Source organism: Brevundimonas sp., assembly GCF_965279155.1.
GTDB lineage: Bacteria > Pseudomonadota > Alphaproteobacteria > Caulobacterales > Caulobacteraceae > Brevundimonas.
This window is the reverse complement of record NZ_OZ257138.1, coordinates 177,888-197,000: the sequence shown is the minus strand read 5'-3', so window position 1 is coordinate 197,000 and position 19,113 is coordinate 177,888. Positions and strand designations below refer to the sequence as shown.

Sequence of the window (19,113 nt, the reverse complement as noted above, 5' to 3'; positions counted from 1 at the left end):
CCTATGCAGGGTGATCGCCGCGATCGGCGCTTCAACGCTTTCAGAGCAAGGCTTCTCGCCGGTGCGACCCTGGTCGCCTGCGCGCCCTTCGCCATGCCTGTTCTGGCGCAAACCGTTCCGGCCGCGACCACGACCGCGCCTGCCGACGGCCTGCCGCCCGAAGCCGTCTATGTCGATGCCGACAACGCCCGCCGCGAAGGCGACAACATCGTCGTCAGCGGCACGCCCGAGAACCGCGCCTATGTCCGCACGCGCGGCCATGTGCTGCGCGGCGAGAACCTGTCCTATGACCTGAACGCAGGTTCGGCGACCGGCGAAGGCCAGGTCGAGGCCATCGCGCCGGACGGAACGGTCGTCTACGCCAGCCGTCTCGAACTGGACAAAGACCTGACCACCGGCGTCGCCGTCGATTTCGCCACGCGCATGTCAAACGGCGCCAGCCTGATGGCCGCCACGGCCGTGCGCCGCAGCGAAAACGTCAACGAGTTGAACTACGCCCGCTTCACCCCCTGCCCCATCTGCGACGACGGCGGACCGAAGACGCCGACCATCTCGATCCAGGCCGAGAAGGTGGTGCAGGACGAGCAACTGCGCGCCATCCTTTATCGTAACGCGGTCTTCTACATCGGCCCCGTGCCGGTCTTCTACACGCCCTTCTTCGCGCACCCCGACCCGTCGGTCGAGCGGGCGTCGGGCTTCCTGGTGCCGATCGTCAACTATGACGAAGGGCGCGGCGTCTCGGTCGAGGTTCCCTACCTCCACGTCGTCTCGCCGTCCGAGGACTGGCTGATCAGTCCCCAGATCAACACCTCGGTCGCGCCGCTGCTGAACCTGCAATGGCGCCGCCGGTTCGCCGAGGGCATGATCGTGGCGCGCGGCGGCTATACCTACGCCCGTGAGTTCGGCGATTTCGATCTGGACGGCGACGGCGATTTCGAGAGCAACGTCGATTTCGGCGACCGCAAGAGCCGCAGTTATCTGCTGTCGCACGGCGAGTATGATCCCGCCGGTCCTTGGCGCTTCGGATTCACGGCTGAACGCACCTCGGACAAGACCTTGTTCGACCGTTACGATGTCCGCTCGCCCTATCAGGACAACGGCCTCTACTACGGCGACCGCCGCCGTCTGATCAGCCAGATCTACGCCGAGCATCAAACCGACCGCTCCTATGTTTCGGTCGCCGCCTTCTCGATCCAGAGCCTGCGCCTGAACCCCGCCTTCGCCGCGAACGACTTCCGCGACGCCAACGGCTTCAAGGTGTTCGAGAACGACGACACCCTGCCCCTGGTCGCGCCGCTGATCGATGCGCGGTGGGAGCCGCACGAACTGGTCTTCGGCGGGCGTCTGCGGCTCAAGGGCTCGGCCGTTTCGCTTTATCGCGACGCCTTCGTCGGGGCTCCGATTCTTAACCCCGAGATCGTCCCGCCCGTCACGACGGGCTTGAGCGGCGTCGACAGCCGCCGGATCACGGGCCAGGTGGAGTGGCGGCGCACCGTCATCCTGCCGGTCGGAATCCGCGTCGAGCCCTTCATCGACACCCGCGTCGATCTCTATTCCATGTCCGATCTGCCGCCGATGCTGGGCATCGACAGCGACGCGACCGTCAGCCGCTCGCGCCTCAGCGCCGGCGTGGATGTCAGCTATCCTTTGGTCAAACGCATCAGCGACGCCGACATCATCCTTGAGCCGGTCGGCCAGCTGTCGGTCTCCAACAAGGTCAGCCTGGATCGTCGCATCCCCATCGAGGACTCCCAGGTTCTGGAACTGGACGAATCGTCCCTGTTCCGCATGGACCGCTTCTCCGGTTACGACCTGCTGGAGGGCGGCGTGCGCCTGACCGCCGGCGGACGCGCCACCATCCGCTGGGCCGAGGGTCGCAAGGCCAGCCTGTTCGTCGGCCGCAGCTATCGCTTCGACCAGCAGGACGACTTCCGCACCTCCATCCCCGACGATCCCGCGCGCCTGTACGATCCGACAGGCCTGGCCGCCGAAACGTCCGACTGGGTGGTTCAGGGCGATTATTCGCCGTCCGACCGCATCCGCAGCTGGGTTCACGCCACCATCGACGGTTCGGGCGACGTGCGTCGCGCCGAGGCCGCCGTCGATGGCCGCTGGGGCCGTCGCAACCTGGCCACCGTCAGCTACATCCTGGATCAGTCGAATCCGATCGATGGCGTGCTGAACCGGAACTACGAGTTCGTCCAACTGGCGGGTCAGCAGTTCGTATATGGCAACTGGGGCGTCGCGGTCGCCGGCATCGCCGATCTGGATCAGAACGAGATCACCAGATCCGAAGTCGGCGTGCTCTTCGACGACGATTGCCTTCGCTTCGAACTGGGCTACCGCCGCGACAACACCCGTGCGCGGCCCGGCGGCCCGTCGGAAGGCATCTATGTGCGCCTAAACCTCGCCACTTTCGGAGGTTCAGGTTATGGACAGGGCGACATGCGTTGAGCATGACGCTTTACGGGGCGCGACCGCCTGCCGGCCTGGCTGGCGGACCGCTGTGAGGAATCAGGACGACCAATGGGTTTGATGCGTTATTCGACGGGGGCTGCGCTCGCGGCGTTCCTGCTCGCCGGTTCTGCCCATGGCCAGACGGCGCCCGCGCCCGTTCAGGCTCCCGCGCAAGGCCCTGCGGCCGGCGCGCCCAATCCTGCTGGGGAGGAGGCGCCCCCCGCCGCTCGCGCCGAACCTCAATTCGAGATGGCCGACGGCATCGTCGCCACCGTCAACGACAAGATCATCACTGGCTATGATCTGCGCCAGCGCATGCTGATGCTGATCGCCTCGTCCCAGGTCCAGCCGACCGAGCAGAACCTGCCCGCTATCCAGCAGGCCGCGCTCAACGCCCTGATCGAAGATCGCCTGAAGACCCAGGAGATGGCCAAGTTCGAGAGTCTGAAGGTCACGGACGAAGAGGTCGATGCCGAAATCGCGGAAATGGCGCGTGCGGCCGGCACGGCGCCCGCCGCCTATCTGCAGTTTCTGCAACAGGGCGGCATCCAGCCCGCCGCCTTCCGCGAGAACCTGCGCACCCAGATCGGCTGGGGCCAGCTGATTCCCGGCCGTTTCAACAGCCGCGCCCGTCCCAGCACCCTGCAGGTCGATCAGGAAGTCCGTCGCCTGAACGAAGCCGCCTCCAAGCCACAGTTCCTGATCGGTGAAATCTACATCGACGCCGCGCGCGTCGGCGGCGCCCAGGCGGCGCTGAACGGCGCCCGTCAACTGGTGCAGCAGATCATCGGCGGCGCGCCTTTCCAGGCCGTCGCGCAACAGTTCTCCTCGGCCCCGTCCGCCAACGCCCGCGTCCCCGGCGACGCCGGCTGGGTGGTCAAGGATTCGCTGCAACCCGCCGTTCAGACGGTTCTGGAACAGCTTCAACCGGGTCAGTTGTCCAACCCCATCGTCGTCGATGGCGGCGTCTACATCCTATATCTGCGCGACAAGCGCGACGGCGCCTCGACCAGCCTGGTCTCGCTGCGGCAGGTCATGGTCGAACTGCCCGAAACGGCTTCGGAAGCCGATGTCGCGGCCGCCGGCGCCAAGCTGGAAGCGATGCGGACCGGCCTGACCTGCGACAATATCATCTCTCAGGCGCGCGCGACCGAGGGCGTCCTCGGCGCCGACCTGGGTGAATCCGACGTCGCCAACCTGGCGCCCCAGTTCCAGCAGTTCGCCCGCACCGGCGAGATCGGCACGGTCTCCACCCCTATCCGCACCCCGCTGGGTCTGCACCTGGTCGCCGTCTGCGGTCGTCGCGTGGGCGGCCCGGAGGCGCCGAACCGTCAGCAGGTCGAGAACCGCCTGCGCAGCCAGAACCTGGCGGTGCTTGAGCGTCGCTACCTGCGTGACCTGCGCAGCGACGCCCTGATCGAGTTCAAATGACCCCAGCGGTCGCGCCTCTGGTCCTGACGCTCGGCGAACCCGCCGGCGTCGGGCCCGAGATAGTGGCCGCCGCCTGGAAGGCGTTGAACGCCCAGGCCTTCGCCTTCGCCGTCATCGGCGACGCCGCTCTCCTGCGCGCCCAGGGCGTGCCGGTGGTCGAGGTCACCCTGCCCGGCGACGCTCAAAGTCGATTCGCCTCGGCGCTTCCGGTCATCCACCGCCCCCTTCCCGCGCCGGTCGAGGTCGGACGGCCCGATCCCGCCAACGCCTCCGCCGTCGCGGACGGGATCGAGGAGGCCGTCAGCTTCGCCCTGTCCAGCGAAGCGTCCGGCGTCGTCACCGCCCCCATCGCCAAGGCGCCGATGTACGCCTCGGGCTTCCGCTTTCCAGGCCACACAGAGTTCATCGCCGAACTGACCGCAGACGCTCCCTATCCCGGCACGCGCGGCCCGGTAATGATGCTGACGGCGCAAAATCTGCGCGCCTGTCTGGTCACCATCCACGTCGCCCTGGATCAGGTGCCCGAACTGGTCACGGCGGAGCGCGTCGCCCGCACCGCCCGCGTCGTCCACGAAAGCCTGAAGCGCGATTTCGCCATCGCCCGCCCGCGCCTGGCCATGGCCGCCCTGAACCCGCACGCGGGCGAAGGCGGCGCGCTCGGTCTTCAGGAACTCGACATCCTGATCCCCGTCGCCGAACAACTCCGCGCCGAGGGGATCGACATCACCGACCCCAGACCCGCCGACACGATGTTCCATGACGAGGCCCGCGCCACCTACGACGCGGCCATCTGCATGTATCATGACCAGGCCCTGATCCCGGTCAAGACGCTGGACTTCTGGGGCGGGGTCAACGTCTCACTGGGCCTGCCCATCATCCGCACCTCGCCCGACCACGGCACCGGTTTCGACATCGCAGGCAAGGGCATCGCGCGCCCCGACAGCCTGATCGTCGCCATTCGTCTGGCATCGGAGATGGCGGCGGCCCGCGCCGCGCGCTAACAGGGCGTGTGACCGACCTTCCTTCCCTCCGCGAAACCCTCGACGCCCATGGCCTGCTGGCCAAGAAGAGCTTCGGCCAGCATTTCCTGCTGGACCTCAATGTGACGCGCAAGATCGTCCGCATGGCCGGCCCGTTCGACGGCCGGGCCGTGATCGAGGTCGGCCCCGGTCCCGGGGGCCTGACCCGCGCCCTGCTGGAATCCGACGCCGGCCCCGTGGTTCTTGTGGAAAAGGATCCGCGCTTCATTCCCCTGCTGAGCGAGCTGGACGACGGCTCCGGCCGCCTGACCATCGTCGAGGCCGACGCGCTGAAGGTGAAGGAGGCTGATCTGGTCTCCGGCCCGACCCATATGGTCTCCAACCTGCCCTATAACGTCGGCACGCCCCTGCTGATCAAATGGCTGACGGGCCCCTGGCTCCCGCACAGCCTGACCCTGATGTTCCAGAAGGAGGTCGCCGAACGCGTCGCCGCCGGGCCCGGCGACGACGCCTATGGCCGGCTGGCGGTCATTTCCCAGGCCGTCTGCACCGCCCGCATCGTCATGCACCTGCCCGCCGCCGCCTTCACCCCGCCGCCGAAGGTGGCTTCGGCCGTGGTCCATCTGGTTCCGCTGGACGAGCGCCCGTCGCCCGAACGCCTGAAGAAACTGGAACGCGTCACCGCCGCCGCCTTCGGCCAGCGCCGCAAGATGCTCCGCTCCAGCCTGAAACAACTGGGCGGCGCCGCCCTGTGCGAGGCCGCCGGCATCGAACCCGACGCCCGCGCCGAGACCATCGACGTGGCGGGCTTCCTGCGTCTGGCGGATGCCCTCCAGTGACCGACAACAGGCCGAAGGTGATAACGCGTCCGCGTAGAAGTCCTTGGCCCTCAGTTCTGTTCGTCTTGATAGTTGGCGTGATGCTGATCCTACAGTCGGGACTGGAACTATTCAGTGTCGGCATGGGCCTGAGCTGCGACGTAACTGGCGCTACAGAACGTGCGCCTTGGTTCATGGGATTTTGCGCCCTCTTCATCGTTTTTGCGATGATCAGCTTCGGATTTAAGCGAGCGCTCCGGGCTGTCGGACATGCCGTCTCATTGCAGCTAGCTCTGACTGGGTGGTTGATACTGAGCTTGTTTGCTTATGGCCGTTGTTATTCGCAAGAATTCCCGTCGTTCATGGAGCGTCACGCTCACCCCATCGGTTGGGTCCTGTTGGGTGCAGGCTTGATGATGCTGGCCGGGATGCGTGCCGTGTCCTACTTCGCTAACCGTTCTTGGACCCGACCGAAAAGATGACCGTCGAACCCTTCCGCGCCATTTCCGTCAGCCGCCTGGCGCACCAGTTGAAGGCCGAAGGTCGCTCGATCATCCATATGGAGTTCGGCCAGCCCTCGACCGGCGCCCCCGCCACCGCCATCGCCCGCGCCCACACGGTGCTGGACGCCGACGCCATGGGCTATTGGGAAAGCCCCGACCTGCGCGCCCGCATCGCCCGCCTGTATGACGACCGCTACGGGGTCGCCGTCGATCCGAACCGCATACTGCTGACCTGCGGCGCATCGCCGGCCCTGGTTCTGGCGCTCAGCACCCTGTTCAAGCCCGGCGACCGGATCGCCCTGGCCCGTCCCGGCTATGTCGCCTATCGCAACACACTACGCGCCCTGCACCTTGAGCCCGTCGAGATCGCCTGCGGCCCCGACACCCGGTTCCAGCTGACCGCCGCCCAGCTCCAAGTCCTGGATCCCGCCCCCGCCGGCGTCATCATCGCCAGCCCGGCCAATCCGACCGGCACCATCATCCCCGAGGCCGAACTCGCCGCCATCGCCGAAGTCTGTCGCGCGCGCGACATCGCCATCGTTTCGGACGAGATCTATCACGGCCTCAGCTACGTCGGCCCGACCCCGTCGATGCTGAAGTTCGCCCCCGACGCTGTGGTGATCAACAGCTTCTCAAAATACTGGAGCATGGCCGGCTGGCGCCTGGGCTGGCTGCTGGTGCCGGACGCCCGGATCGACGCCGCCCGCGCCTATATCGGCAACATGTTCCTGACCCCGCCCAGCCTCAGCCAGCACGCCGGCCTTGTCGCCATGGACGCGGTCGATGAGCTGGAAGGCCATATCCACAACTACGCCCGTAACCGCCAGCTGATGCTGGACGCCCTGCCCGCCTTGGGCCTGAAGAAGATCGCGCCACCGGACGGCGCCTTCTACATCTGGGCCGACATCGGCCATCTGACGGACGACAGCGTGGCCTTCTGCGAACGGTTGCTGCGCGACACCGGGGTCGCCACCGCGCCCGGCGTCGACTTCGACCCGGTCGACGGCCATCGCTTCATCCGCTTCAGCTTCGCCGTCTCGACGCCGGAGATCGAAGAGGCGCTTAACCGCCTGCGCCCCTGGTTCGCCGCCCTGGCCTAAGCGGCTTCGGCCTGCGCGCCCGACGACGTCGCCTTGTGCAAGGCGTCGTAAAGTTTCCGAGGCTCCAGCGGCTTGGCCAGCCAGTCCGTCATCCCGGCCGCATAGCAGGCCTGAACCTGTTCGGCCTCGGTCCCCGCACTGAACCCGATCACCGGAACCGCAGCATTCAAACCGCCTGAGGCGCGCAGTCGTCGCGTCGCCTCGTTGCCGTCGATGCCCGGCATGTTCACGTCCATCAGCACCACGTCGAACGCCCGCTCGGCCAGCAGAGACAGCGCCAGATGCCCGTCCGATGCCGTCGCCAGATCCACGTCCAGCGGCTGCAGCACCAAGGCGATGGTGCGGCGATTGATCTCGTGATCATCGACGGCCAGCACCCGGATACGGCGCGCCAACACCGGCGCCGTAGCATCCAGGCTGTTCTCGGCTTCCGTCGGCTCGCCCCCAGGCAGGTCGATACACAGGGTGAAGGCGGCCCCCTGCCCCGCCACGCTCGTGACCGTCAGGTCGCCGCCCATCAGCCGCGCCAGTTCCCGGCTGACAGTCAGGCCCAGACCCGTCCCGCCATAGGTGCGCGCCACCTCGGCCGACCCTTGCGCGAACGGCGTGAACAGCCTGCTCATCGCGTCGGGTGCAATGCCTGCCCCCTGATCGGTGACGGTTAGGGTCAGACAGTGCCGGTCGTCGCCACGCGGCGCGGCGGCCTCCAGACGGATCGTGCCGGACGGCGTGAACTTGATCGCGTTCGACACCAGATTGTTGATGATCTGGCGCAAACGGTAAGGATCGCCGCGCAGCCAGACGGCGTCGCCCTCGGCGCCTTCCATTTCCAGCGTCAGCCCCTTTTCCGCCGCCGGCGCCGCCCAGAACCGCGCCGTGTCGCGCATCAGGTCGCCCAGTTCGAAGTCGCGGCTTTCCATCGCCATCGCCCCCGCCTCCATCTTGGAGTGGTCCAGCAGGTCGTTCAGCATTCCGGTCATCAGACGCCCGGCGTCGATGATCAGATCGGCGGTTTCCTCGCGCTGCTCGGGCAGCTTACCGCCGCGAATGACGTGGGCGCCGGCCAGGATGGCGCTGACGGGCGTACGCAGTTCATGGCTGACGATGGCGGCCATCGCCGCACGGTCAGCCATGGCCGCCTGCGCCTGCTCTAGCCGCTGCTCGGCCTCGGCGCGCGATTGGACCTCGGCCTGACGTGCGGCATGCACGCGCCAATAGACGTTCAGGATCGCCCCCGCGAACAGGGCGGCCGACAGGGTCATCACTACCACGCCATGAGTGTCGCCCTGGATGATCTTGACCACGGGCATCAGCGCCAGCACCGCCAGATAAGGTCCGCCGCCGATGAAGAAGACCGTTCGCGACCCGATCCCCGACGCCACATTGGTCAACAGACCGCCCGCCAGCGTAAGGGCGGCCAAGGTCACCAAAGCTGGATGATTGGACGACCAGATGACCAATGCCATGACGCCATAGGTCGTCGCCATCAACGTGGTTGAAGCCAGGGCCAAGGCGACCGTCAACCGGCGGCTTGAAGGCTCGGCACGCCTGAACGGCGCCATGGCAAGCAATTCGAACGCCTGAACCAGCAGCGCGATGGCCAGCCAAAGGGGGATCCATCGCCCCATGTCGGCCGCATACATCGCCCAGGCGACCACGACCGCCAGCAACAGCCTGACCGGCACCTGCTTGACGCGTTCCTTGGCGCTGCTCGCCAGAAGAGGACCGATTGAATCCAGAAAGCGCATGATACCCCCGTTCACCGCTTACCGTTAGGTCAATAGGGCGAACAGGACGTAAACCACGCACGTTCAACAGCTACGGGGTGTTCCTTACTGCCGCGTTTACCGTCTGCAACCTTCTGTCCGGCAAAAGGACTTCAGTAGCGTAGCGTTGAGTACCCCGCAGCGCCGCCGGCCACACACGGCCTGCGGCGCTGTCTTTTTATTCAGACGACTTCGCGCAGCAGCGCGGTGCGATAGTCCTCGACCCACAGGTTACGGAACCGGCGCGACCGCTCCGCATGATAGATGTGGGCCAGTTCGGCGTAGGATCGGTCGAAGTCCTCGTTCACCAGCACATAGTCGAAGGCGTCGCAGTGTTCGATCTCGCCCTTGGCGTTGGCGACGCGACGCTCGATCACATCATCGGCGTCCTGCGACCGCGTCACCAGACGGCGGCGCAACTCTTCCAGGCTGGGCGGCAGGATGAAGACGCGCACGGCGTCCTCCGGGCATTTCTCGGCGACGTCGCGCGCGCCCTGCCAGTCGATGTCGAACAGGACGTCGCGCCCCTCGGCCAGCGCCCGATCCACCGGCGCGCGCGGACTGCCGTAGCGATTGCCGTGAACGTCCGCCCATTCCAGGAAGGCGTCCTGGTCGATCAGCCGCTGAAACTCGTCGTGCTCGACGAAATTATAGTCGCGCCCATGCACCTCGCCTGGGCGAATGCCGCGCGTGGTCATGGAGACAGACAGCTCCAGGCCGCCGTGATCCGCCATCAACCGGCGACACAGCGACGTCTTGCCGGCGCCCGATGGGCTGGCGACGATCAGGAGGACGCCCCGGCGGGGCGTGCGTTCATTCGACATTCTGGACCTGCTCACGCAACTGTTCGATGACGGCCTTGAGCTCCAGGCCGATTCCGGTGAGCGCGGTCGTAGCGGATTTCGAGCACAGCGTGTTGGCCTCACGCATGAATTCTTGCATCAGGAAGTCGAGTTTCCGCCCGGCGGGCGCCGAGGCCACAAGCTGGCGCGCAGAGGCGACGTGCGCCGTCAGCCGATCCAGCTCCTCGCGCACGTCCGCCTTGGTCGCCAGAGCGGCGGCCTCCAGGAAAACCCGATCTTCCAGTCCCGGCGCATCAGGCGCCAATTCGGAGATTCGACGCGTGAATCGGTCGCGAATGGCCTCGACCTGCGCCGTCGCCTCGACCTCGGCCTGGACGACCAGCGCCTCGATCCGGGCGATGAACTCCTCGATCACCGGCGTCAGCTGCGCGCCTTCGTTCTGACGCGAAGCCTTCAGCGCATCCAGCGCCTCTTCGACAGTGCGGGCCATCGCTGCCTCGACCGCTGTTCGCGCCTCAGGATCGTCTAACTCTTCCGGCGCCTCGATCACGCCGCGCAGGGCCAACAGGCCGTCAGCGGACGGCGGTGTAGCGCCATCTTCGGCAAGCTCATTGGCCAAGGTCAGATAGCGCGCCAGAACGGCGGCGTTGATCGTGACCGCCGCCTCGCCCCCCTCGACCTTCTTGGCCTGAACGCCGATAGTGACCTGGCCGCGTGCGAACCGCGCCTGGCCCGCCGCCTTGGCCGACCGCTCCAGCGTATCGAAACCGTTCGGTCCACGGAACCTGATCTCCAGATTGCGCCCGTTGACCGAGCGCGCCTCGACCGACCAGGTCCAACCCTCGCCGGCCCCGTCCGCCCGGCCAAAGCCGGTCATGCCCGACAGGCCGCTCATCGTGGTCCCTGCGTCGCACCGGCCGGAAGGGTGATCGTCGCCTGACCGCCCGCAACCGGCGCGGCGGCCGGCTCGGTCGTCATCGGCGCCGCGCTGGTCCCCGGCGCCACAGGTGCTGCCGCTTCCGGCGGCAGGCCCGCCTTCTGGCGCTCGATCTGACGCCAGCGCGCCACGTTCTGCAAATGCTCGTCATAGGTCAGGGCGAAGGCATGTCCCCCCGATCCGTCCGCCACGAAGAACAGGGCTGGATCGGCCGGCGGGTTCAGCACCGCCTTGACCGCCTCCTTGCCCGGATTGGCGATGGGCGTCGGCGGCAGGCCGTTGATCTGATAGGTGTTCCACGGCGTCGGCGCCAGCAGTTCGGAGCGCCGGATGCCGCGCCCCAGCGGCCGTCCCTTGGTCACGCCATAGACGATGGTCGGATCGCTCTCCAGCCGCATCCCGGCCCGCAGCCGGTTCGAGAACACCGCAGCCACGCGCGGACGTTCAGCAGCCAAAGCCGTCTCCTTCTCCACGATGGAGGCCAGGATCACCGCCTCCTCAAGACTGCGCGCGACCGTGGCCGGCGAACGCTGGCTCCACAGCAGACGCAAATTCTCGTTGGCGGCGCGCTGCATCCGGTCGATCACGGACTGACGCGTATCGCCGCGCGAGACCTCATAGGTGTCGGGCCACAGGCTGCCTTCCTCGGGCGTCTCGGCGACCACGCCGGTCAGAACCGGTTCCTTGTTCAGGATGTCCACGGCCTGCAGCGACGACCAGCCCTCAGGCAGGGTCACGAAATGGCGCACTACCCGCCCCTCGACCAGCAGGTTCAGCACCCCGGCCAAGGACGTGCCCGACGGCACCTCGTATTCGCCGGCTCTCAGCTTGCGATCCGCGCCGGTCAGGGTCGCCGCCGCGCGGAACAGGTCCGTCGAACGGATCACCCCCGCCGCCTTCATCCGCGCCGCGATGGCCGAGACGCCCGATCCGCTGGACAGGGTCACCACCGTCTTGTCGCCCTGCCGAGCCGACGGCCCCGGCGCATAATAGATGGCCCAGACCGCGATCAGCGCAGCGAGCAGGAACAGGCCGAAGGTGGCGGACGCGGTCAGCAGCGAGACCGTGAACCCCGACCGCCCGCTGGACTTTTCGACCCGTCCCCGCCCGAACATCTCAGTCGACCTTCTTGAAAATCACCGAGGCGTTGGTGCCTCCGAAGCCGAAGCTGTTGGACATGGCCACGTCGATCTTCATCGGCTTGGCCTTGTGCGGCACCAGGTCGATGGGCGTCTCCATCTCCGGGTCGTCCAGATTGATGGTCGGCGGCGCGACCTGATCGCGGATCGCCAGGACGCAGAAGGCCGCCTCAATGGCCCCCGCGGCGCCCAGCAGGTGACCCGTCATCGACTTGGTCGAGCTGACAGTCAGGTTCTTGGCGTGATCCCCTGCCAGCCCCTCGATCCCCTTCAGCTCGATCCAGTCGGCCATGGTCGAGGTGCCGTGGGCGTTGACGTAATCCAGGTCCGACGGCTGCATCCCCGCGCGCTTCAGCGCCATTTTCATGGCCCGCACCCCGCCTTCGCCGTCCTCGGACGGGGCGGTGATGTGATAGGCGTCGCCGCTCATGCCGTAACCGACGACCTCGGCGTAGATCTTGGCCCCGCGCGCCTTGGCGTGTTCGTATTCCTCCAGCACCAGGATTCCGGCGCCTTCGCCCATGATGAAGCCCGCATGGCCCCGGTCATAGGGACGCGACGCCTTCTGCGGCGTGTCGTTATAGGCGGTGCACAGCGCCTTGCAGGCCAAAAAGCCCGCGATGCCGATCGGCACGACCGAGCTTTCCGCCCCGCCCGCCACCATCACATCGGCGTCGTCCAGCGCGATCATCCGCGCCGCATCGCCGATGGCGTGGGCGCCGGTGGCGCAGGCGGTCACCGCCGCATGGTTCGGCCCCTTCAGGCCGTGGCGGATCGAGATTTGCCCCCCGGCGAGATTGATCAGGGCGCTGGGGATGAAGAAGGGGCTGACGCGTCGCACGCCCTGTTCCTTCAGGACGATGGCCGTCTCGGCGATGGGGCCCAGGCCGCCGATGCCGGAGCCGACCATCACGCCGGTGCGTTCCTTGTCCTCGTCCGTCTCGGGCTTCCAGTTCGCATCCGCCAGCGCCTCGTCCGCCGCCGCGATGGCGTACAGGATGAAGTCGTCGACGCGCTTGCGGTCCTTTACGGACATGATCTTCTCGGGGTCGAAGTCGCCCTCGCCGCCGCCGCCGCGTCCATCGACGCTCGGAATCTCACCGGCGATGGTGCAGCCATAGCCCGTGGTGTCGAACGACGTGATCGGACCAATGCCCGAACGTCCTTCGACGATACCCTTCCAGCTCTTCTCGACGCCCCAACCCAGGGGGGTCAGCAGACCGATGCCCGTAACGACGACGCGGCGCATGGTGCGTGCTCCCTTATCTCCAGCCCGACCTTTCAGAATCATCGCGGATTCCCAAGGGTCAGAAACAGTAAAGGCCGCCGGGCGTCTCCGCTAGGAGCGCCGGGCGGCCCTGTGAACCGTCAGCCTGTTCGGCCGATGTCGGCGACTGAAATCAGCCGGCCGACTTTTCGTCGATGAACTTGACCGCATCGCCGACCGTCTGGATGTGCTCGGCGGCGTCATCCGGGATCTCGATGTCGAATTCTTCTTCGAAGGCCATCACCAGCTCGACGTTGTCGAGCGAGTCGGCGCCCAGGTCGTCGATGAAGCTGGCCTTTTCCGTAACCTTGTCCGGATCGGCGTCCAGGTGGTCGATGACGATCTTGCGAACGCGCTCTAGGGTGTCGGACATGAGTGTCTCTCTGCCTGTTTGAAATCGCCGCGGAGGCGGGGGTAGCTAAGAAATCGCCGTCTCACGGCAGCGAAGGCGACGCAAGCCCGAAAGCCCGAACCGCCGATGCATTCAACCCTTTAGCACAGGCTTTTGGGCTGGAAATAGTCTGTTGCGCGTCGTGATGACGGCAGCTGGCCTTAAATCATCGCCATGCCGCCGTTCACGTGCAGGGTCTGGCCCGTCACATAGGCGGCTTCATCGGACGACAGATAGACGGCGGCCGCGGCGATCTCGTCGCCCGAACCCAGCCGGCCGGCCGGAATACGGCCCAGGATGGTCTCGCGCTGCTGGTCGTTCAGCACGTCCGTCATCGGCGAGGCGATGAAGCCGGGCGCGATACAGTTGACGGTGATGCCGCGCGACCCGACCTCCTGCGCCAGCGACTTGGAAAAGCCGATCATGCCGGCCTTGGACGCGGAATAGTTGGTCTGGCCCGGATTGCCGGTCACGCCGACGACCGAGGTCACGCCGATGATTCGCCCCGAACGGCGCTTCATCATCCCCTTCACCGCCGCGCGGGTCAGGCGGAAATAGGATTCCAGATTGACCGTAAGGACGGACTGGAAATCCTCGTCCTTCATCCGCATCAGCAGGCCGTCCTTGGTGATGCCGGCGTTGGCCACCAGAATGTCCAGCGGCGAGCCCGCCGCCGCCTCGGCCGCAGCGACCAGATTATCGACCGATTCAGGGGCCGACAGGTTCGCCGTCGCGAAATGCGACCGCTCGCCCAATTCCTTGGCCAGTTCGGCCAGCACCGCCTCGCGCGTGCCCGACAGCACCACGGTCGCGCCCTGGGCATGCAGCGCCCGCGCTACGGCCCCGCCGATCCCGCCTGTCGCGCCGGTCACCAGCGCGGTCTTGCCTGCAAGATTGAACATTCAAATTCTCCGCTCATCCCGGCGAAAGCCGGGACCCAGTGCTTTCATGCGCAGGATGGCCGGGATCACCGTTCCTGCGCAAACCCAAACGCTCATCGCCCAAAGATATGGGTCCCGGCTTTCGCCGGGATGAGCGGCGAAATTACAGAGCCCTAGCGAACGCTTCCAGCTCTTCCGGCGTGTTCAGCGGCAGGCTCTCGGCGTCCGGCGCGATCCGCTTGGCCATGCCGGTCAGCACCTTGCCCGAGCCGATCTCGACGAAGCGGGTCACGCCGCCCCCAGAACCGGAAGTGCCCGCCATCCATTCCATGCTCTCGCGCCAGCGCACCCGACCGGTGACCTGTTCGACAAGCAGGCGGCGAATGACTTCCGGGTCGCTTTCCGGCCGCGCCAGCACGTTCGCCACGACCGGCACGACCGGCGCCACGATGGTCGCCGACGCCAGCGCCTGCGCCATCTCGTCCGCCGCCGGCTGCATCAGCGGGCAGTGGAAAGGCGCCGAGACGTTCAGCGGGATCGCCCGCGCGCCCAGTTCCTTGGCCTTCTCGATAGCCCGGTCCACAGCCGCCTTCTCGCCGGAGATGACGATGTTGCCGTTGTTGTTGTCATTCGCGACCACGCAGACGCCGATTTCCGAACCGGCCGCCGCCGCCGCTTCCGCCAGGGCCAGATCCGTCTTCGGACCGATCAGCGAGGCCATTGCGCCGCGCCCCACCGGCACCGCGCGCTGCATGGCCTGGCCGCGCAGCTTCAGCAGCCGCGCCGTATCCGACAGCGAGATCGCGCCCGCCGCCGCCAGGGCCGAATATTCGCCCAGCGAGTGGCCGGCGACATAGGCCGCCGTCGCCACGTCGAACCCGAACTCGACCTTCAGCGCCCGGATCGCCGCCACGGACACCGCCATCAGAGCCGGCTGGGCGTTCTCGGTCAGGGTCAGCTGGTCCTCGGGACCGTCGCGCATCAGGTCGAACAGCTTCTGGCCCAAGGCCTCGTCCACCTCGGCGAAAACGTCGCGTGCGGACTGGAAGGCATCGACCAGTTGCGCGCCCATGCCGACGGCCTGGCTGCCCTGGCCCGGAAACAGAAGTGCGAGGGTCATCGACCGCTCCCTGAATCATTGATCAAGGCGCGGACCCGTAAGGCCAGACTTCCGTCAGGGCAAGCGGCGGGTCACTGAGCGCGGCGGGCCGACACCTCGATCCGCACCCCGATCATCTTCGACACCCAGTCGGCCGTGGCGTCCGACGCCATGCCTAGGTCCAGCGCCGTTCGATCAAGTTCCAGCGCGCCCTCGACGCGCGCCACGCCGCCAGCCTCGTCGAAGCGGAACGGCAGGACCACGGGAATCGTCGTCGTCTTAATCCGTAGAGTCCCCGTCGCTTCATAGCGGTCGCCGCCGAGAGATTTGAACGCCGTCGCCTCGAAGCGCGCGGTCGGATACTGCGTCGGATCCAGCCATTCCGCCCCTTGCAGCGAACCTTCCTGCGTCGGATCGCCCGTGCGCGCCGATGCGGTCTGGACCGTCACCACGGCCTTGGACCCCGCCAGATCGGCTGGATCGAACCAGACCTGGCCTTGCCAGCGCTCAAAACGGCCTTCGAAAGCCTTGCCTGCATGGGTTCCGGTGAAGCCGATGCTCGACGCTGCAGGATCGACGGTCCAGGCCGTCGCCGTACCCGTCGTGACCGGCGCATCGACCGCGACAGAGGCTGGGACCGGCGCCGTCGTCGTGACGATCTCGCTCTCCGGCAGGGCATAGGGTCGCGCAGCAATCGCGCCCGCGACGGCCACGGCCAGCACGACGGCGACGCCCGCCAACCGCTCGGCCCAAGGCGACTTCGGCGCCTGCACAGCCTGCGCATGACCGCCCCTCAGACCCGGCACCATGTGGCTGAGCACGCCATCGCGATCGATGAACTGATGCTTCAACGCCGCCCCGACATGCAGCGCGATCAGGATGACCGCGCCCCACGCCATCATCGAATGCGCACCCATGGCCTGGAACGCCAATGCGCGTCGCGCCTGGATCGACAGTTCGGCAACGCCCGGCAGATGGGGGATCGGGAACAGGCCGAACCAGCTGGTCGCCACCTCCAGCGCCCGATCCTGAGATACGGCCCAACCAGCCGAGACATAGAGCCAGCCGGTCAGCGGGAGAGCCAGCAGCAGGACGTAGAAGGCCACATGCGTCGCCCCGGCGGCGAACGCCTCCCACCGCTTCATCCCGCCCGGCAGAGCCGGCGGACGGTGGGTCAGCCGCCAGACGATCCGCACCACGGTCAGGGCCAGGATCAGGAAGCCGATCGACTTGTGAACCTGGAATACTCGGTAGGCCAGGGCTTGGCTATCAGGCCGTTCGATCGCCGCCGTCATCCACAACCCCATCGGGATCATCGACAGGATCAGCAGTGCAATGGCCCAATGCAGGGCGATTGCGACGGGCGAATAGCGGCTGTTGGCGTTCGACATGAAGACTTCTGATCGTTCGATTGCAAAAAAGGGCGGTGGATCGATCCGCCGCCCTTTGGGTCTAGTCAGTTCGCCGGAGCAGCCGGGGCGACCTTCTGGATGAACTCGCCGTCGAAGCGGATCGTCACCTCGTCGCCCACGGGGCCGACCGCCATGCCGAAGTCGGAGCGCTTGAACTTGCCCTCGGCCGCGAAACCGACGGCAGGAACCTGGGCAAACGGATGACGCTCGATCTCGCCATTGAACGTAGCGTCCAATGTCACCGGATGGGTCTGACCCAGGAAGGTCAGATTGCCGGTCACCTTGGCCGTCCGCGCGCCCGTCTTTTCCACCGCCGTCGATGTAAAGGTGATCGCGGGGAAAGCCTTGGCGTTCAGGAATTTGGGGCTGTTCGCCATGTCGTCGTCCCAGCTGGTGAAGCCGGAACCGCCGTGCGACGCCTGATAGTCGGCCGGATAGGCGGCGCTGACCGAGGTCGGATCGATGTTCGCCGTGATCCTGGAGTTTTCCAGATTGGCCGGGTCCAGCGTCAGCTCGGCCTCGAACTTGTCGAACCGCGCCGTGTAATGAGAAATCGTGTTGTGTAGCAGCGACCACTGCAGCGTCGCGTGGGTCGGATCCAGGGTATAGACGCCGGCCGGAGCTTTCAGCGTCACGGGCGTTTCCGTCTGGGCGGCCGGCGCAGCGGGCGCCTCGCCCGGCTTGTTGCAGGCCGCCAGCAGGGCCAAGGCCGACAAGGCCGCGATGTGTGCGATCTTCATCCAGAAACTCCGTTGAACAAATGACGACCCGCACTAGGTCAGCTAGATTTGTTTTGCAACAGTTTCTGTTTCTGATGAAAGATTCAACTGCGTCCGGTCTTGCTCAGTAGTCGATCCCGCGCCGCATTGACGCGGATGGCCAGGCCTTCTGTGCCGCCCTGATCGGGGTGGGCGCGCGACATGGCCCGTTTCCACGCCGCGCGAACTTCGGCCTCGCTCGCGCCAGGCCTGACGCCCAGAACGGCGCGGGCGTCGGCTTCGCTAATCGGTTCGGATCGGATCACGGGCCGGATGCGCGAGGACCAGGCCAGATAGAGACCCGCCCCCGCCAGGACCGCCGCCGCCAGCCACGACCCGCGAAACGCCGCCAGGGCGCCGCTGGCCAGCATGACCGCCCCCAGCAGGGTCGCCGTGACACGCCAGTGCGCCCGTCCGCGTCGCTCGGTCTGCCGGCCCAGTCGCACCAGCGCCCAGACGGCGATCGCCGCCAAGGCCAGCCAGATCAGGCCCATGGAGAAATCAGGCCGCCACGTCCAAAGGGCTGAGCGCCTGTTCCAGCCCCATCGCCTTCATCAGGTTGCGCATTTCCTGGCGCGCGGCGACGTGGGCCAGCGACACCGCCACCGGCCGGATGTCGTTCGACAGGTCCGCCACCGTCAGGCCGAACGGGAACAGCTCGCGATAGATGACCCGGTCGCGCAGACCCGGCCCGACGCGGAAGCCGACCCGTTTGGCCAGCTTGTTCATCCGCTCTTCCAGACGTTTGCGGTTGCGCGCCTCGGCGACGGCCAGGCGGTTGGTGACCACCAGCCAGTCGATGGTGGCGTGACGCCCCTGGGCGATGGCCCGCTGCTTGCGCGCCTCCCAGACGCTCTCGGAATAGATCGACGGCTTCAGCAGATCCAGCGTCACCGGATCGACGTCGCCCAGCAGGTCGAAGTCGACGAAACTGTCGTTCATCGGCGTCACGATCTGGTCGGCGCGGGCGTGGGCGGCGTTCGAAACGGCCGTGTCGCCGCCCGGCGTATCGATAAGGATGCAGTCCACGCCCTGCGCCGCCGCCTCATCGAAGGCGCGCTCGAATACGGCGATCTGTTCGGCGACATCCGCCTTGGCCAGGGCCTTGCCGTCGCCCATGTCGGGGATGAAGGGCTGAGGCAGCGTCTGGCCGTTCGCGGCCAGCCAGGCCAGGCGATTGTGGAAGAAACGCTGCATCGACCGCTGGCGCAGGTCCAGGTCGATGATCGCCACCGTCCGACCGGCATGCAGCATGCCGGTCACGATGTGGATGGCCAGGGTGGACTTGCCCGCCCCGCCCTTTTCGTTGCCGAGGACGATCACATGCGGCTGCGTCATTCGAGGGAATCCTCTGTGCCGACCACGCGACTC

The 19,113-nt window shown here is 66.8% G+C and carries 17 protein-coding genes; 5 read left to right on the top strand and 12 right to left on the bottom strand.

The genetic code is table 11. From position 1 onward, the window contains the following. The first annotated feature begins 3 nt into the window (after positions 1-3). The 5 genes from ACQY72_RS00930 (at position 4) to ACQY72_RS00910 (ending at position 7,289) form a co-directional block, all read left to right on the top strand. Positions 4-2,454, top strand: coding sequence for an LPS-assembly protein LptD (locus ACQY72_RS00930; RefSeq protein ID WP_428155077.1), 2,451 nt, complete (start codon positions 4-6; stop codon positions 2,452-2,454). 72 nt (positions 2,455-2,526) lie between these two features. Beyond that, positions 2,527-3,888: a peptidylprolyl isomerase gene (locus ACQY72_RS00925; protein WP_428155075.1), complete on the top strand. Its 1,362-nt coding sequence runs from the start codon at positions 2,527-2,529 to the stop codon at positions 3,886-3,888. Next, positions 3,885-4,889, top strand: coding sequence for a 4-hydroxythreonine-4-phosphate dehydrogenase PdxA (pdxA, locus tag ACQY72_RS00920; RefSeq protein WP_428155074.1), 1,005 nt, complete (start codon positions 3,885-3,887; stop codon positions 4,887-4,889). The genes ACQY72_RS00925 and pdxA overlap by 4 nt, the downstream gene beginning before the upstream one ends. An 8-nt stretch (positions 4,890-4,897) precedes the next feature. After that, complete coding sequence (gene rsmA / locus ACQY72_RS00915) at positions 4,898-5,707, top strand: 16S rRNA (adenine(1518)-N(6)/adenine(1519)-N(6))-dimethyltransferase RsmA (RefSeq protein WP_428155073.1); 810 nt, start codon at positions 4,898-4,900, stop codon at positions 5,705-5,707. Between the two features lie 457 nt (positions 5,708-6,164). Continuing rightward, entirely contained in the window at positions 6,165-7,289 is a 1,125-nt protein-coding gene (locus ACQY72_RS00910) for a pyridoxal phosphate-dependent aminotransferase (RefSeq protein WP_428155071.1), read from the top strand. Here the strand turns inward: ACQY72_RS00910 and ACQY72_RS00905 are convergent. The 12 genes from ACQY72_RS00905 to ACQY72_RS00850 all read right to left on the bottom strand — a co-directional run bounded on the left by ACQY72_RS00905 (position 7,286) and on the right by ACQY72_RS00850 (position 19,080). Then, positions 7,286-9,037 carry an ATP-binding protein gene (locus tag ACQY72_RS00905; RefSeq protein WP_428155069.1) on the bottom strand — a complete coding sequence of 584 codons (1,752 nt, stop codon included), beginning with the start codon at positions 9,035-9,037 and terminating at the stop codon, positions 7,286-7,288. The genes ACQY72_RS00910 and ACQY72_RS00905 overlap by 4 nt on opposite strands. 200 nt (positions 9,038-9,237) lie before the next feature. Beyond that, positions 9,238-9,879 (bottom strand): guanylate kinase, encoded by a 642-nt coding sequence (gene gmk / locus ACQY72_RS00900; RefSeq protein ID WP_135195780.1) that lies wholly within the window; start codon positions 9,877-9,879, stop codon positions 9,238-9,240. Continuing rightward, entirely contained in the window at positions 9,869-10,753 is an 885-nt protein-coding gene (locus ACQY72_RS00895) for a YicC/YloC family endoribonuclease (RefSeq protein ID WP_428155067.1), read from the bottom strand. Before ACQY72_RS00895 ends, gmk begins: the two co-directional genes overlap by 11 nt. After that, the gene (mltG, locus tag ACQY72_RS00890; protein ID WP_428155066.1) at positions 10,750-11,910 is read right to left on the bottom strand and encodes an endolytic transglycosylase MltG; all 1,161 of its coding nucleotides are present in this window, start codon (positions 11,908-11,910) and stop codon (positions 10,750-10,752) included. The genes ACQY72_RS00895 and mltG overlap by 4 nt, the downstream gene beginning before the upstream one ends. A gap of 1 nt (position 11,911) precedes the next feature. Further along, complete coding sequence (gene fabF / locus ACQY72_RS00885; RefSeq protein ID WP_428155064.1) at positions 11,912-13,183, bottom strand: beta-ketoacyl-ACP synthase II; 1,272 nt, start codon at positions 13,181-13,183, stop codon at positions 11,912-11,914. Positions 13,184-13,334: 151 nt separating this feature from the next. Continuing rightward, entirely contained in the window at positions 13,335-13,574 is a 240-nt protein-coding gene (locus ACQY72_RS00880) for an acyl carrier protein (protein ID WP_008264317.1), read from the bottom strand. 179 nt (positions 13,575-13,753) lie between these two features. Continuing rightward, the gene (gene fabG / locus ACQY72_RS00875; protein WP_428155062.1) at positions 13,754-14,494 is read right to left on the bottom strand and encodes a 3-oxoacyl-[acyl-carrier-protein] reductase; all 741 of its coding nucleotides are present in this window, start codon (positions 14,492-14,494) and stop codon (positions 13,754-13,756) included. Between the two features lie 142 nt (positions 14,495-14,636). Then, positions 14,637-15,593: an ACP S-malonyltransferase gene (gene fabD / locus ACQY72_RS00870; RefSeq protein ID WP_428155061.1), complete on the bottom strand. Its 957-nt coding sequence runs from the start codon at positions 15,591-15,593 to the stop codon at positions 14,637-14,639. 71 nt (positions 15,594-15,664) lie between these two features. After that, complete coding sequence (locus ACQY72_RS00865) at positions 15,665-16,963, bottom strand: cytochrome b/b6 domain-containing protein (RefSeq protein WP_428155059.1); 1,299 nt, start codon at positions 16,961-16,963, stop codon at positions 15,665-15,667. Positions 16,964-17,028: 65 nt separating this feature from the next. After that, positions 17,029-17,724 carry a YceI family protein gene (locus tag ACQY72_RS00860; RefSeq protein WP_428155058.1) on the bottom strand — a complete coding sequence of 232 codons (696 nt, stop codon included), beginning with the start codon at positions 17,722-17,724 and terminating at the stop codon, positions 17,029-17,031. 83 nt (positions 17,725-17,807) lie between these two features. Further along, positions 17,808-18,236: a J domain-containing protein gene (locus ACQY72_RS00855; protein WP_428155056.1), complete on the bottom strand. Its 429-nt coding sequence runs from the start codon at positions 18,234-18,236 to the stop codon at positions 17,808-17,810. A gap of 7 nt (positions 18,237-18,243) precedes the next feature. Beyond that, positions 18,244-19,080 (bottom strand): division plane positioning ATPase MipZ, encoded by an 837-nt coding sequence (locus tag ACQY72_RS00850; protein ID WP_159850939.1) that lies wholly within the window; start codon positions 19,078-19,080, stop codon positions 18,244-18,246. Positions 19,081-19,113 lie beyond the last annotated feature (33 nt).